This window comes from Candidatus Viridilinea mediisalina (assembly GCF_002532535.1).
Lineage (GTDB): Bacteria > Chloroflexota > Chloroflexia > Chloroflexales > Chloroflexaceae > Viridilinea > Viridilinea mediisalina.
In genome coordinates this window covers 1-15,703 of record NZ_NQWI01000118.1, presented here as the reverse complement: position 1 = coordinate 15,703, position 15,703 = coordinate 1, and the positions used below count along the sequence as shown (strand labels likewise).

General features: G+C 58.8%; 11 protein-coding genes. 5 read left to right on the top strand and 6 right to left on the bottom strand.

What is annotated here, in order from left to right:
* The first annotated feature begins 248 nt into the window (after positions 1 to 248).
* Positions 249 to 1,199, top strand: coding sequence for a homocysteine S-methyltransferase (gene mmuM / locus CJ255_RS17930; RefSeq protein ID WP_097645466.1), 951 nt, complete (start codon positions 249 to 251; stop codon positions 1,197 to 1,199).
* A gap of 147 nt (positions 1,200 to 1,346) precedes the next feature.
* On the opposite strand, the gene CJ255_RS17920 is transcribed toward mmuM, so the two are convergent.
* Positions 1,347 to 2,891, bottom strand: coding sequence for an MFS transporter (locus CJ255_RS17920; RefSeq protein ID WP_245863544.1), 1,545 nt, complete (start codon positions 2,889 to 2,891; stop codon positions 1,347 to 1,349).
* 88 nt (positions 2,892 to 2,979) lie between these two features.
* Between CJ255_RS17920 and CJ255_RS17915 the strand changes: the two genes are divergently transcribed.
* The 3 genes from CJ255_RS17915 (at position 2,980) to CJ255_RS17905 (ending at position 7,331) form a co-directional block, all read left to right on the top strand.
* Entirely contained in the window at positions 2,980 to 3,663 is a 684-nt protein-coding gene (locus CJ255_RS17915) for a CvpA family protein (protein ID WP_245863542.1), read from the top strand.
* A gap of 166 nt (positions 3,664 to 3,829) precedes the next feature.
* Entirely contained in the window at positions 3,830 to 4,756 is a 927-nt protein-coding gene (cbiB, locus tag CJ255_RS17910) for an adenosylcobinamide-phosphate synthase CbiB (protein WP_097645464.1), read from the top strand.
* Positions 4,757 to 4,844: 88 nt separating this feature from the next.
* On the top strand, positions 4,845 to 7,331 hold the full coding sequence (locus tag CJ255_RS17905) for an endonuclease MutS2 (RefSeq protein ID WP_097645463.1): 2,487 nt from the start codon (positions 4,845 to 4,847) through the stop codon (positions 7,329 to 7,331).
* Between the two features lie 18 nt (positions 7,332 to 7,349).
* On the opposite strand, the gene CJ255_RS17900 is transcribed toward CJ255_RS17905, so the two are convergent.
* The 5 genes from CJ255_RS17900 to CJ255_RS17880 all read right to left on the bottom strand — a co-directional run bounded on the left by CJ255_RS17900 (position 7,350) and on the right by CJ255_RS17880 (position 13,628).
* Positions 7,350 to 8,348: an ABC transporter ATP-binding protein gene (locus tag CJ255_RS17900; protein ID WP_097645462.1), complete on the bottom strand. Its 999-nt coding sequence runs from the start codon at positions 8,346 to 8,348 to the stop codon at positions 7,350 to 7,352.
* 14 nt (positions 8,349 to 8,362) lie between these two features.
* The gene (locus CJ255_RS17895) at positions 8,363 to 9,334 is read right to left on the bottom strand and encodes an ABC transporter ATP-binding protein (protein WP_097645461.1); all 972 of its coding nucleotides are present in this window, start codon (positions 9,332 to 9,334) and stop codon (positions 8,363 to 8,365) included.
* A gap of 21 nt (positions 9,335 to 9,355) precedes the next feature.
* The gene (locus CJ255_RS17890) at positions 9,356 to 10,345 is read right to left on the bottom strand and encodes an ABC transporter permease (RefSeq protein WP_097645460.1); all 990 of its coding nucleotides are present in this window, start codon (positions 10,343 to 10,345) and stop codon (positions 9,356 to 9,358) included.
* 14 nt (positions 10,346 to 10,359) lie between these two features.
* Entirely contained in the window at positions 10,360 to 11,556 is a 1,197-nt protein-coding gene (locus CJ255_RS17885) for an ABC transporter permease (protein WP_097645459.1), read from the bottom strand.
* An 83-nt stretch (positions 11,557 to 11,639) separates the two neighbouring features.
* Positions 11,640 to 13,628 carry an ABC transporter substrate-binding protein gene (locus CJ255_RS17880; protein WP_097645458.1) on the bottom strand — a complete coding sequence of 663 codons (1,989 nt, stop codon included), beginning with the start codon at positions 13,626 to 13,628 and terminating at the stop codon, positions 11,640 to 11,642.
* A gap of 595 nt (positions 13,629 to 14,223) precedes the next feature.
* Between CJ255_RS17880 and CJ255_RS17875 the strand changes: the two genes are divergently transcribed.
* Positions 14,224 to 15,552: a M20/M25/M40 family metallo-hydrolase gene (locus CJ255_RS17875; protein ID WP_097645457.1), complete on the top strand. Its 1,329-nt coding sequence runs from the start codon at positions 14,224 to 14,226 to the stop codon at positions 15,550 to 15,552.
* Positions 15,553 to 15,703 lie beyond the last annotated feature (151 nt).

Below are 15,703 nucleotides of genomic sequence, written 5' to 3'. Positions count from 1 at the left end.
GATGCCCGGTTGGTGAGCCTGTCGAACCAGAGCTTGTCGAAGGGGGTAGGGGGTGAGGGCCATCCTGGGCATCCCAAGCCGCCCTTGCGCCGATCACGCACCAAGAGGCCGAGGCGCTCGTACTGCCTCAGGTTGAAGCCGCCTTTGGTAGACTACAGGAGCTTGGTCTGCCCTATTTGGCACAGTATGAGGAGTATGCAAAGAGGAGTTGCCTCTACTCCTACCAAAGCTTCAGATACTTATAAAAAATGAGTCTAATTGAAACTATCCTACAACAACAGAAACTAATCATCCTCGATGGTGCATTAGCCACCGAGTTGGAGCGGCGTGGCTGTGATCTGCGCGATCCGCTCTGGTCGGCGAAGATGCTGATTGAGCATCCGGCGCTGATTCGGCAGATTCATGCCGACTATCTTGCCGCTGGGGCCGATGTGGTGATTACGGCGAACTACCAAGCAACCTTTGCGGGTCTTGCGGTGCGTGGTATGAGCGGGGTGCAGGCGGTGGAGTTGATGCGCCTTGCGGTGCAGTTGGCACTGGAGGCCCGCGATGCCTTCTGGGCCGAACCGCGTAACCGTGTTGGGCGGGTGCGTCCCTTGGTGGCTGCATCCATAGGCCCCTACGGTGCGTTCCTGCACGACGGCTCGGAGTACCGGGGCGACTATGGGCTCAGTATCGTTGACCTCAAGGTCTTTCACCGCCCGCGCCTAGCGGTGCTGGCCAGCGCCGGCGCTGATCTGCTGGCATGCGAAACGATCCCTTGCCTCGTCGAGGCCCAAGCCTTAGCCGAACTACTCTCCGAGTTTCCCACAACTCCCGCCTGGTTTAGCTTCAGCGCACGCAACGGCTCAGAGATTAGCAACGGCGAGGCAATTGCGCACTGTGCCGCCGCCTTTGATCATCACCCGCAACTGGTAGCCCTGGGCGTTAATTGCACTCCACCAGCCTACATCGAGTCACTGATCCATGCCGCCCGCAGTTCCACCAGCAAACCCATTGTTGTCTACCCCAATTCGGGCGAAGTGTGGGATGCTACAGACAGCACATGGAGCGGTGAAGCATCGTGTAGCGACTTCGCGGCCCAAGCACGCACATGGTACGCCGCCGGAGCGCAGCTCATCGGCGGGTGCTGCCGCACCACCCCGCAGCATATTGCGAGCCTACGGCAGCTATTTCAGATTGTAGATTTCAGATTGTAGATTTCAGATTGTATGCTCTGTTCGGCAATCTCCAATCTCCAATCTCCAATCTCCAATCTCCAATCTCCAATCTCCAATCTCCAATCTCCAATCTCCAATCTCCAATCTCCAATCTCCAATCTCCAATCTCCAATCTCCAACCGCCCCTCAGAGCGTGCGCCAAAAGACCACGGCCATGACGATGCGCCCCAGGCTGGTGAGCACAAAGAGGAAGCCAAGGCCAACGATGCTCAACGAACCAACCACGAGTTGGGTGTCGTCTAGCGCCATAGCAAGTGCCCCACCAAGCAGCCCCGCAGTGAGCGTACCAAAACCAGTGAGCGCACCGTAGGCCGCAATTGCCGAACTGCGCGCCACCATGGGCGCACGCTCCATCAGAACATTGGACAGCCCTTGGTGCAGGCCGGGCCAGAAGATACCCGTAATGACCGAGCCGATCCAGATTGGCAGCAGGTTGTCGGGTGTAGCAATCACCCAGCCCCAAGGCACAATGGCGTTGCCAAGCACACAGACGGTGATGGTCACCCGTGAGCCAATCTTATCCTGCATGCGCCCCACAATCGGAGCAAAGATGAGCGAGACAGCACTGGTCAGGATCGCCATCAGGCTCAGGGTGGCAAAGTTGATCTCTAGGGTGGTCAAGCCATAGGCAAAGAAGAAGGGGGCTGCAATACCAATGACCATGGTCCAACCAGTACTCGCAGCGCTAAAGCTACGGAAGTTTGCATCGCGCATAGGCGCACGCACCATCTCTTTGATGCTGGTGCGCGGACGTGGTTGCATAGGCGGTTCCGCTTGGCGTGCCAACAGGCCAGCCGCAATGATCGCAGCCAGCACCGCCACCCCAAAGATGAGCGCATAGCCCACCGCCTCGCCCCCACGCTCACGGAAATAGTCAAGCGCCAAGCCAGCCAGGAAGGCACTGGCCATCGCCGTCATTGCTGCCACGGTATTACGCATGCCAAAGTAACTACCCCGGCGCCGTGGCGGCACCAGATCGCTCATCCAACTCATCCAGGCATTGGTTGCAATCCCGTGGAATGCGTAGGTCGCCGCAAGGCCCACGAAGAAGACGAGCAACTGGGCGCTACCGAGGAACGTAAGGAAGGGCAAGGCCAACAGCAGCGCCCAGATCAGCCGGGCAGCAAGAAAGTTGTAGAGCACCAGCTTACGCCGGTTGCCCGAACGCTCCTCTAGGTAGGCGCCCACAAACTGGAAGAGTTGGCCAATAAAGGGCAGCGCACCAAGGAGCCCCAACTGGAAACTATTGGCCCCCAGCAGAATCGCGAAACCCGTGAGGAAGACACTGCCCCCCACCGATCCCGTGATCGAAATATGAATATTGGCAACCGCCCCCTCAACCGTCGAGATGCGTAGAGCCCGGCGCACCTCCTGCGGGGCGAGCCGTTGGGCCTGCATTGGCTCAGGTTGCGCGGCGAGCTCAGGCGTTGGTGCCACCTGGGGGGCAATTGCCTGCGCCTCAGCGGGGGGTTGCACAGCCGACGTTGGGCTAGGGCAAGCCTCAAGCTCAACAGCGGGCTGAACCGTTAGCGTTGGGTTCGCAGGAACCTCAACAGGTGATGCAATCAGCGTACTCACCGGGTCGTCTGGCCCGGAGGCCACGACCACCGCTTCGTCGGGGTGGTTCGGCTCAAATTGAGTCGCTGCGGATGACGAAGCGAGCGTACTCATATGATCCTAATTTCCTCTTTCCTCTTTCCTAACCATACGCCCATCCTAGCTTACCCCACGCCAGAGTCAACAGGCTTAAGGCTGATATGTGGCTGATCAAAAGCTGGTATGGGGGTGTGCTATAATCCCTAGACGCTATGATCCAAACCATCTATGGATGTTGTTCCGCTGTGGCGGCTTCGCCGCCACAGCGGAACAACAAGAGTTTAAGGACTTGGTTATGAATTTCATCGATATTCTGCTAGTCTTCTTGTTCTTTGGAACCTTAGCAGCCGGTTTCTTTCAAGGTATGATTCGCCTGCTGATTGTGATCGTTGCTTTATACCTTGCCACTGTGCTTGCCAGCCTCTATTTCGCACCCTTGGGTGATTTTTTTGTGCGTCAGTTTCAATCCCAGCGCTATGTTTCACAATACATTGCCTTTGCTCTGGTGCATATGATCTCTCTTTTTCTGATTACCATAGCTGGGCTCTATACGTTCCGTTATGCGAAACTTCCAGGGAGCTTGGAGTATCTTGATCGTATTGTTGGTACGCTGCTTGGCATGGTTCTCGGCGCGTTGATCATTGGGATGACAGCAGATCTCTTGTGGAATCTGATGGTAACCCGGGGCGGGCGTAATGTTGATATGCCTATTTTCCGCATGATTGGCAATAGTGTGGCCAATTCGTTCGTTTGTCGCTATTTTGCTACGGTGGTATTGCCGCTTACGTTTGATTATTTCGCGCCGTTCTTGCCCAGTGGGGCGCGTATGATCTTTGCGATTCGCTAGTAAGGGAAGGCGCGTGGCAACTTTACAGTTTGCGAAGACGCGAAGACGCGAGGATGCGAAGCTCTCGCCTCCTCGCCTCACGCATCCTCGCAAGCCCGCATTGCGATGCGGCATCCCCTACGTGTCACTCGTCACTGATCACGCATCACTGCTCTAAGCTCTATATATGGCTACCCAGGGTTCACGCGCCTACAACCTGCTCTTAGCTCTCGCCGCCGATGCGCTCGTGGGCGATCCGCCTAACCACTGGCATCCGGTGGTGCTGTTGGGTCGTTGGATGCGTTTGGGTGAGCAGGTGGCCCCAGTTGCTCCCCAGGCCCGTTTGGTCTGGGGCGGCGCATGGCTCGCTGGTGGGGCCGCTTTGGTTGGCACTGGGGCCGCGCTGCTCCCGCAACACCCCCTGATCCAAGCGGGCGCCGCGACGACGCTCTTGGCCTACCGCAGCCTCGACCGCGCAGTGGCCGAGGTGGAGCAAGCGCTGCTCAATGCTGATCTGCCTGAAGCACGCCGTTTGCTCAGTTGGCATCTGGTTAGCCGGCCAACTGATGAACTGAGCGCATCAGAAGTGGCTGCCGCTGCGATTGAATCGCTGGCCGAGAATCTCTCCGATAGTCTGGTGGCCCCTGCGTTGGCCTATCTCGTTGGTGGCCTGCCCGCGATGGCGGTCTACCGTTTGTGCAATACGGCTGATGCGATGTGGGGTTACCATAATGAGCGCTATGAGCATCTGGGTAAGTTTGCGGCCCGCCTCGATGATGGCCTCAACCTTGTGCCTGCACGCCTCACTGCGTTCCTGATTGCAGTGGCGGCGCAACTCACCTGGGGCCGCGGGGCCGACGCTTGGCGCGCTACACGGCTCTATGCCAGCCACACCGCTTCGCCCAACGCGGGCTGGCCGATGGCCGCTATGGCTGGTGCCCTTGATACGACTTTGATCAAAGCGGGCCACTATCGCCTCGGTGATGGCCCCCACGCCCCCGCTGCGCCGATGATCGCTGCCGCCCGTCAACTCGCCCGTACTACGTGGTTGCTTGGCGGGGCTTTGTTGCTGAGCGCTAGGGGCAATACTTTTCAAATACGACGGGTTTCTTGACGCAGATGACTTCGCATCCTCGCATCCTCGCATCCTCGCATCCTCGCATCCTCGCGCCATGCCCCTATGTTCTCTTTCCTGTACCCCTATGCCTATCGCTGCCCAAACCCTTACCACCCTTGAGTTTCCTAAAATCTGTGCCCAGTTAGCCCAGCATACCGCCTTTGCCGCCTCGCGTGAGTTGGCGCTAAAGCTCACGCCTGCGACGGTGTTTGCGGATGTGCGCCGTGCGCTTGATCTTACCAGTGAGGCCCGTGCATTACTCGCGGCCCTGCCCGATACCAGCGTTGGTGGCGTGCGCGATGTGCGCCCTGCGGCCAACCATGCCGCCCGCGGCGGCATCCTTGATGGCGTCTCGCTGCTTGAGCTGGCCGGGACGCTCGCGGCGGCGCGGGCACTCCGCGAGCGCCTGCTGCGCCTAGAGGCTGAACGCTACCCACTGCTGCTTGAGTTGGCCGATCTGTTGCCGCAATTGCCGCCCCTCGAAGTGGAACTGTTCCGTGCCATTGGCGATGATGGTCAACTGCATGATCACGCGAGCCCTGAGTTGGCGCGCCTGCGCCGCGAGATTCGGGTGGCCTTTGAGCGCCTCCAAGCCAAACTTCAGCAGATGATCGCTGCGTCCAGCATCGGTGCAGCACTGCAAGAGCCGATTATCACGGTGCGTAACGGGCGCTATGTGCTGCCCGTGAAGGCCAGCCATCGTAAAGATGTGCGTGGCCTCGTCCATGATCAGTCGAGTAGCGGCGCAACGCTCTATATTGAACCCATCGCTACACTGGAACTCAACAATCGCTGGCGCGAGTTGCAGTCCGCTGAGGGCGAAGAGGTGCAACGCATCCTTAGCGCCTTTTCGCAGCAGGTGGGGGCGCTTGCGCCTCAACTAGTGGCTACGGTGACGACGATTGCCGAGCTTGATTTCGCCTTGGCTCGCGCAAAGTATGCGGAAGCCCTTGGGGCTGTGGCACCTACGTTGAGTACCTGGCAGCCCGATCAGCCACTGGAGGCCAACGCTGATCCGCATAACGCCCCGTTGCTGCTCACTGCCGCCCGCCACCCCCTGCTCGATCAGGCAACAGTGGTGCCAACCACCATCTGGCTCGGCGGCGACTTTCGGCTGCTGCTCATTACTGGCCCCAATACCGGCGGCAAGACCGTCGCGCTCAAGACGACCGGGTTGCTGGCGTTGATGGCTCAGGCGGGGCTGCATGTGCCCGCGCAAGCGCCGGTGCGCCTGCCGGTCTTTAGCCACATCTTTGCCGATATTGGCGACGAACAGAGCATCGAGCAGAGCCTCTCGACCTTTTCGTCCCATATGCGTACCATCATTCGGGTGTTACGGGCGCTCGACGAGCAACCGCTGCCCGGCGAAGTCTGGGAGGTGGATCGCTGGGCGCTCCTGGCCCACAATCGCCCCCGCGCCCTTGTGCTCTTCGATGAACTCGGCGCAGGCACCGATCCGGTCGAGGGCGCGGCGCTTGCGCGGGCGATCATCGAGCGCCTGTTGGAGTTGGGGGTTCTCGGTGTGGCCACAACCCACTATGCCGAACTGAAGGCTTTTGCCTACAACACTCCTGGGGTGCAGAATGGTTCGGTCGAATTTGATCTCGAAACCCTGGCCCCCACCTACCGCCTGAGCATTGGGCTGCCGGGCCGCTCGAATGCCCTCGCAATTGCAAGTCGGCTTGGGCTGGATGCAACGCTGGTCGAACGGGCCCGTACCAGTCTCGCCCGCGACGACGCGGCGGTCGAAGATCTGCTGGCTGGCATGCACCGCGAGCGCGAGGCGAGCGCAGCGGCACTAGCGCGGGCCGAGGAGCTGCGCGAGGATGCCGCGAAGTATCGTGACCGCCTTGAGCAGGAGTGGCGCACGTTCCATGAGCAGCGCGAGGATGCCGCCGCCGCAGCCCAGCGCGAGCTTGAAGATGAACTGCGCGAAGTACGAAGCCAACTGCGCCGTCTGCGTGAAGATCTGCGTAGCGCCAACCTCTCGCGCCAATGGCTGGCCGAGGCCGAAGCGCGGATTGCAGCAAGCGCCGAGCATGTCCGTCAGGTCACAGCCCGCCCACAACCACAGGCACCTGCGCCGCCGCCCCAAGCCCCCCGCCCGCTCCAACCAGGCGATACCGTACTGGTGCGCTCCGTCGGACTCAAGGGCGAAATCATCAGCATTGATCTCGAAGACGGCACCGCCATGGTGCAAGTAGGTGGCTTTCGCATGAACACCGACCTGCGCGAACTCAGCCGCGAAAAGCAGGAACCCAACAACCAAGCTCAACGCTACCAAGCGCCCACCGAACGCAGCATCAGCCGCCCGCCCACACCCGAGGTCGCCATGAGCCTCGACATGCGCGGCTGGCGCGTCCACGAAGTTGACGACCAGCTTGATAGCTACCTCAACGACGCCTACCTGGCTGGCTTACACCAAGTGCGCCTCATCCACGGCAAAGGCAGCGGAGCACTGCGCCAAGTAGTCCGCGAAACCCTCCAGAGCCACCCCTTGGTCAAAGGCTTCACCGGCGGCGGGCGCGACGGCGGCGAAGGGGTAACCCTCGTGAACCTCGTGGAAGGTTGAAGAATACCATCCCCCCCCCTACGCCTCGCCTGCAAAGTGGCAGGCGGCCCAATGGCCCTTACGCTTCTCTTCAAAGGCGGGATCGTCGGTCTTGCAGATTTCTTGGGCGATCCAGCAGCGCGGGTGGAAGCGGCAGCCCGTTGGTGGGTTGATTGGGCTTGGTACGTCGCCTTGGAGCATAATCCGCGCCCGGCGCACGGTTGGGTCGGGTTGCGGAATGGCTGAAATGAGCGCTTTGGTGTAGGGGTGCAGCGGGTTGCGAAAGAGATCATCCCGCCCCGATAGTTCTACCACTTTGCCTAAGTACATGACCCCCACCCGGTCGCTAATATGCTCGACCACGGCGAGGTTGTGGGCAATGAAGAGGTAGGTGAGGCCAAATTCGCGCTGGAGATTCTTGAGCAGATTGAGTACCTGTGATTGGATCGAGACGTCGAGGGCGCTCACGGGCTCGTCGCAGACAATCAGCTTTGGCTCCATGATCAGCGCCCGGGCGATGCCGATGCGCTGCCGTTGGCCGCCTGAGAACTCGTGGGGGAAACGGTTCATCTGGTTGGCATGCAGCCCCACTTTGTCGAGTACTGCACGCACCCGCTCGCGCCGCTCATGGGCGTTGCCGATCCCATGAATGATCAAGCCCTCTTCGACGCTCTCGCCAATCGTGATGCGCGGATCGAGTGAGGCGTAGGGGTCTTGGAAGACAATCTGCATATCGCGGCGGAGCCGCTTCATCTGCCAGCGGCTCGCTCTGAGCACATCGTGGCCCTCAAAGAGGACTTCGCCCTCGGTTGCGCGCTCGAGGCGCAGCACCGTGCGCCCGGTTGTGGTCTTGCCGCAACCGCTCTCACCCACAAGGCCGAGGGTCTCGCCACGCTTCACCGCAAAACTTACGCCATCAACCGCCTTGACCGTAGCCACGGTGCGGCGCAGCAGTCCGCCCTTGATCGGAAAGTGGGTCTTGAGATTATTGACTTCGAGCAGAACATCGTTATCGGTTGACGTTACCGAGCTTGTCATGGAGGGTCCTTCCATCACCGATAGAGCCAGCAACGCACCCGTCGTCCCTGCTCAGGCTCCACCATGGGCGGCGTTTCAGTGCAACGCTCGAAGCGCCGATCACAACGGGCCGCAAAACGGCAACCAACGGGCGGATTGATCAGACTAGGTACCGTGCCGGGAATGACGGCCAGTTCGTCGCGCACATCGCCCAAGACCGGCATGGAGTTGAGGAGGCCAATGGTGTAGGGGTGCAGCGGATTGGCAAAGAGTTGCTTCACTTCTGCATACTCAACCACTTGGCCTGCATACATCACAATCACATTATCGGCCATTTCGGCAACGACGCCCATGTCGTGGGTGATGAGGATAATGGCCGTGTCAATCTTTTCGCGCAGCGCACGCATCAGGTCGAGAATTTGGGCCTGGATGGTCACATCAAGGGCGGTTGTGGGCTCATCGGCTATGAGCAACTCAGGGTTACAGGCGAGCGCCATGGCGATCATGATGCGCTGACACTGGCCCCCAGAGAGTTCGTGGGGGTACTGGCGCATGCGCCGTTCTGGATCGGGCAGACCCACCATGGTGAGCAACTCGCGGCAGCGCTGTTGCGCCTCATTGCCTTGCAGCCCCTGGTGAATGGTGAGCGTTTCGATGATCTGGTCGCCCACACGGAAGACCGGATTGAGCGCGGTGGTAGGCTGCTGAAAGATCATCGAGATGCGGTCGCCACGAATCGCACGCATCTGTTCTTCACTGATGCTGGTGAGGTCTACGCCATCAAAGAGCAACTGGCCCTCAACGATGCGCCCTGGCCGACTAACGAGGCGCAGCAGCGAAAGTGACGTGACACTCTTGCCGGAGCCGCTCTCCCCAACGATACCGAGCGTCTCACCACGGTGCAGCACAAAATCAACCCCATCCACCGCCTGAACCACACCCTCATCGGTAAAGAAGTGGGTCTTCAGCCCTTCGACGCGCAAGATTTCACGGTTTACATTTGCCATAAGTGGGTACTCTGCGGGCTACTACCCGCGTTGACGCGGATCGAGTGCATCGCGCAGACCATCGCCAAAGTAGTTCACAGCGAGCGACGCGATCAGGATGGGCATTGCGGGAATGAGCGGCATCCAGGGGTGCTGAAACATATAGTTCTGGGCATTATTGAGCATATTGCCCCAGGTTGGGGTGGGGTCTTGAATGCCAAAACCCAAGAAACTCAAAGCCGACTCGGCCAACAGGATCGCATTTACCCCCAGGGTAAAGTCAACAATCATGGGAGGCAAGGAATTGGGAAAGACATGGCGCACCAAGATGCGGAAGTTGGATGCCCCTAGTGCCCGCGCAGCCTCAATGTAGATATGTTCACGTACCGACATGGCCATGCCGCGCATCAGACGGGCGGTGACCGTCCAGCCAAAGAGGGCCAAAACGATATTTACCAAGAGTACAATATTGGCTTCGCGGGTTTGAACGGCAAAGAATCCCGCAAAGATACTGGTAACGAATCTTGGTATAGGTATATCCTCTTCACGCCCCACAAAGACCGTCACCACAATCAAGAGCAGCACGAGGGTGGGTATGGAGGCAATAACTTCCAGCGTTCGGCTAACGATCACATCAACCCAACCGCCAAAGAAGCCAGCCAAAATACCCAGGGTAATGCCAATGGCCGAGGCTAAGAAGGTCGCAAAGAAGGCCGTACCAAGGGAGACACGCGAAGCGTAGAGGAGGCGCGTAAAATAGTCGCGGCCTAGATGATCGGTACCAAGCAGACGCAGATTGCCATCGTTATCCACCGACATCGGCGTGAGGAAGCGGGCGCGCAGATTGGGTTCATCGCGTTCAAAGGGCGCAATCAGCGGCGCTAGGGCCGAAATGGTCAGCATACCAATCAAGACAACGAAGCAGAACATGGCGACGCGATGCCTACGCAAGCGTCGAAAGACAATCGCCCACTGACCTTCAGAGCGCGCGGGCTTGAGCTCCGGCATGGCTGCGCTTGAGGGTACGCTCATGGAAAACTCCTTCGCTATGACAGCCGAATGCGCGGATCCACAATGGTATAGAGAATATCTGCGATCAGAATACCGATCATGAGCAGCACCACATTGACAAAGAGCAGCGCCATCACCACATTGTAATCGTGGCGTCCGAGGGCATCAATAAAGAGCCGGCCAAGCCCAGGCCAATTGAAGACCGCCTCGGTGATCAATGCGCCACCAAAGAGCGCAGCCAGCACCCCAGCGAGCAGCGTAATGAACGGGATCAGCGCATTACGCAGGGCGTGCTTAATAATCACCATGCGCTCTTTGACCCCTTTAGCCCGTGCGGTACGCACATAGTCTTGCTGCAAAACCTCGAGCATACTCGCCCGTATAAAACGGCTCCAGCCCGCAATATTGATGAAGGTAAGTACACCTACAGGCATAATGAAGCGCAGCCCCCGATCCACGAGCGAACCGGCCTCAATTCTGCCAAAGTAGGGCATCACCCAATCGCGGGCGCCGGAGGCATTGCCCGAAGGCAGGTAGGGCAAGCCGGCCCGTTGGGCCAAAATGGAGAAGATCAGAATCGCAAAGATCCCAAAGACAAAGCTCGGCAGCGAAGAGCCAATAAAGGCAATCGTGGTCATCGTATAGTCAAAGCGCGAATACTGGCGCACCGCCGAATAGATGCCAATCGGTACAGCGATCAGGATCGAAAGCAGGATTGACGTTCCCATCAACGAGAGCGTATAGGGCAAGCGCGACATAATCAGCGTCATCACCGGACGATCACGCAGGATCGTCTGTGAGAGCCCAAAGTCACCAAAGAAGACCCCATTGCTCACACGGCGATCCTCAATGGAGGCCAAGGTCAACGGCACCTCGCAGCCCTCTTCAATAATCTCGACCCGGCCATCGGGATAGACGAGGCGCACTTGGCCCGGGATGGAACAGCCAACCTGCCAATCGGCTCCAATTGCGCCGAAGATCGGCCCAGAAGGCCAACCAATCAGCCAGCGGGAAAAACGAAAAGGAAGATAAAAATCAAGTTCAAAACGTTCACGCACACGTTGTACATCTGTCTGATCCACCCGACTCATGCCATCATTCTGGCGCTGGGCACCCCTCAACTCATCAATTGGGCCCCCTGGTGCGAGGTAGAGTAGTATAAACGACAAAAAAGCTGCAACAACAGTAACAAAAAACATCTGTACAAAACGGCGAATAAGAAATGTCGTCATAACTTTACTCCGTTTTTCTGCTGCAAATGGGCGGCAAAGAGGCCGCCCACTTGCAACAAAGACGGTTGTTCAGGCGATCGCAACTAGCGCCGATACAGATTCATATCAACGTGCTCCCAGGTCGAACTGGGCACCACGAAGGCCTGAATGGTACCAGCCTCACCGGCCTCAATCACCATCTCAACCTCAGTACCAGCACCAAGGGTCTCGCTACCAAGCACATCAATCTCGCCAGTCAGCAACTGGGCCACGGCCTGGTTGGTGTCGGCGACGAACTGAACGATAATCGTTGACACAGCCGGCTCACCCTGGAAGTAGTTGGGGTTGGCGCGCAAGGTCATGCGCTGACCCTTGTCCCAACTCTCGATGGTGTAGGGGCCAGAGCTGAGCGGGCTCTCAACGACTTCGGGCAGGCTGCTCCACTCGCTGGCGGGTACATCGGCCAGGTTACGCCCATCGCTCAAGACCAGGTGCGACGGGTAGAAGGTGAGCAGACCAGAGAAGTAGGTCGGCCACTGCACACCGGGGTAGAAGGTCACGGTGTAGCTGACATCATCGTGGAATTCGACATCAGCCATCGAGCGGCAGACGGCCAGGGTGACGGCACCCGAATCGGGGTCGCAGTCAATCTTGTAGGCCAGCTCAAAGTCGGCCTGCTTCACCGGCTCGCCATCTTCCCAGGTAAGACCCTCAACCCAGGTGTCGGTCACCGAGAGCTGCATCATGGTAAGGGTACCACTCTCATAGACCACCGTCTCGCCATCTGCGGTCACCACCTCAACGCCGGGGGCCAATTCAACCGCCTCGCCGTCGGTGTTCCAGACGGTATCGCCCTCACTCACCTCAACCTCTTCATTGACCGCCGCGCCATTCTCGATGGTCGAGAGCTGGGTAAGGCCAAAGGGCTGGAAGTCATAGGTGTAGCTGGTGGTTGCGGGCACACCAAGCAGGAACGAGACCACACGCTGCACAGCGGCACTCTCGATCAGCGTCCAGAGGGTGGCTGGCTCTTGGGTAAGACCAATTACCACCGTATCGCCGCCATCGCTCAACTCCCACTCAAAGGCATTGGCGGTGTAGTACTCGGTCGGATCGGCGCGGAAATTGACCAAATTGTTGCTCGCGGCATAGGCTTCGAGGCGATTAAAGAGCGGGAGGCTCACCATATCACGGGTGAATTCTTCCTGCACAATCGCATACTGGCGGATGCGCTCATCGCGGTCGAGGGTGTTATTCGCGGCAGTAATCGCGATGCTCGCCCGCTCGTTGCACCAGCCCATGTAGTTCTGGCCTTCCCAGTTGTTCTCGGGCAACGGAATTTGGTTACAGGCATATAACGTGCGCCCGGCGGGATCGGTCTGCCCAACCCAAGCAAAGGCACCCAACTCAAACTCGCGGCGGGCCAAGCCGGTGGTGCTACCAAACCACCAGGAACCAGGCGCATAGGTGGGGATCACCTGAATACCACAGGCCGCCATCTGCTGAATAAAGACAGCACCCCAGGTCTGGCGGAACTGGGCATTGGTGGTGGTGAAGTTCAACGCGAGAACATCACCATCTTCGTTGGAACGCACGGGCTCACCCGTCCATCCAGCCTCCTCGAGCAGTTCTTGGCCACGCTCAAGGTCAAAGGGGTAGGTGGTAATATTCTCAGTCGCCAGCGCCCAGTGGCCCTGGGGCAGGAAGGTATCCATCAGCAACTCTTCCTTCTGCTCGTCGCTGAGGAAGGGATAGACCGACTCGATCAACTCAGGCCGATTGGAGCAGTAGGCAATCGCATGGCGCACGCGCACATCACTCAGGATGGGATGGGGCGTACTGAAGGCACCCGAAGGCGCGGCAGCAGCCGGCTCATCAGCCTCATCAGCAGGCTCACCCTCTGTAGTTGGCTCAACAACCTGATCAGGATCAGGGGTTGCCGTCACAACAATCGGCTCGGCAGTCTGTACAACCACAACCGTCTCGCGGACTACTGGCTCTGCTGCGGGGGGTGTCCCACCACAAGCAGCCAAGATGGGCAGAATCAGCGCCAGCAACGCAAACGCGGCGGCGCGCCTAGAAAGGAGACCCATACGTGACAATCCTCCTTACATAATTTCCCCGACGCACAGCATCGAGGGGACATCTGTGCCATTGGCAGGCATCTGCTGCCGCTGGCCCGCAATGCTTCAACCGAGACAAAACACCAAATACACCACTTGGCCGTGCCTAATTCACGGGTAGGTGGTGTCACGCCTGATGTGCTTGGGTAGCTTATAAGCAGAGGATTCAGGCTGAAACAATGGCGTTAGGTCTATCTTAGGATGAGGTTGAAGACATTTCCTCGGAATTATAGGTTCAAAAAGCACGGATGTCAAAGGAATTTTTTGTTAGGGATGGTTTCAGGGCACTTTACAGTTTGCGCCAGTAGGTAGTGCCGACTTTAGTCGGCTGAGGTCTCCGACAACCTCTGGATGCCGACTAAAGTCGGCACTCCAACTGTGAAGCTGAAAGGCCGTTTCTGAAACCATCCCTTAGCGCGAAAAAGTTCTGGGCCGCGACGTTGGCTTCGACCCTTCGACAAGCTCAGGGCTCAGCCAACGTCGCGGTGGCGCGAATGACATGCTATACTGTTAGAGTATAGAAGTATCCTCATCTGCAAAGACCGCAGCCGTCAGGAGTCGTCCTGTGCCTGAGCCACCGCCCTTGCTGACGGATCAGCTCATTGTTTCATTGCAGGCGCTGTGTGAGCAGCCTTCGGTTGTTGGGCAGCCCGATGATCTGACGGCAAGCGCCGCGCTGATTGGGGCGCAACTACAATCGTTGGGGATGCAGGTACGCATTGCGCCGGGACCGCCGCCAGTGGTACTCGCACGCCGCAATGGGCGCTCAGAGCAGACGTTGTTGCTCTACCATCGCTTCGATGCGCCCCCCTCTGGCCCTTGGCGCGTCTGGTCGCACGAACCCTACCAACTGGCAGAGCGCGATGGTGCGCTCTATGGCCGTGGGGTTGCTGAGGGCAAAGGGCCTTTTGCCGCCCATATGCAGACTGTGCAGGCGCTACTCACGGCCTATGGCGAACTGCCCTGTGGCATCGTCTTTGTCGTGGACGGCGGCGGTCTGCTTGGTTCACCCAGCCTAGCCCAAGCCCTCGATGACAACCCCGATCTCTGTGCGGCTGATGCCTGCCTTGGTAGTATGGGTGAGCGTGAGGATAATGGCACACCACTCTGTTATAGTGGCTGCAAAGGGCTATTGCAGGTACGTCTGAGCGCCCGTGGCCCCACCCACCCACTGCCTGCCGGGGCGGCACCCGCCCTGCGTAACCCGCTCTGGCGCCTCACCTGGGCACTGAGTAATATCAAGGGCGAAGATGAAGATATTCGCATCCCCGGCTTCTACGAAGAGGTTGACGGCCCCACCCGCGACGAGAATACCGCGCTGCGGGCGATCAAGCTCGATGAGTATGGGCGTCTCGCTGCCTGGGGAGCCGACCACTTTCTCTTTGGGATGAGTGGTGTTGCCCTGGTGCGCGCCGAAGTGACACTCCCCACCTGCAACCTCAGTAGCATTCACTGCATGCCCGAGAGCGACTTAGCCCAACTCCCCTCTACGGCCAACGCCGTCCTTGACTTCCAGCTTGTCCCGCGCCAAACGCCAACCTTGCTAGCCCAACTGCTGCGCGAACACCTCGACGACCGCGGCTTCAGCGATGTGGGCATCGAACAACTGCCCGGAGGTTACTCTCCCGCTCGTACCAATGCCCAAAACCGCTTTGTGCGCCAAGTCTCGGCTGCGGGAGCGGCTGTTTTTGGCAAAACGCTCTCCATCGTTCCCTCAGGGCCCTTTGCCCTACCGTTGCAACTCTTCGTCGAACGCATGACCTGCCCAGTTGTCTCGGTCGGCTTGGCCCGCCCCGATAGCTCACCCTACGGCCCCGATGAGCATATTTCCCTCACCGAATTGCTACGCCACGGGCGCTTGCTGCTTGAGTTGGCTATGGCTATGGCGAAGTAGCGAGGGGAGCGAGAAGCGAGGGCGCAGAGAAATTTTACCACAGAGGCACAGAGGTTTTGACGGAGGGAGTGTAATACCAAATCCGATAGCCGATAGCCGATAGCCGGACATGGCGTCTCAATGCGCTTGAATGTCATTAGGCATGCGGCCT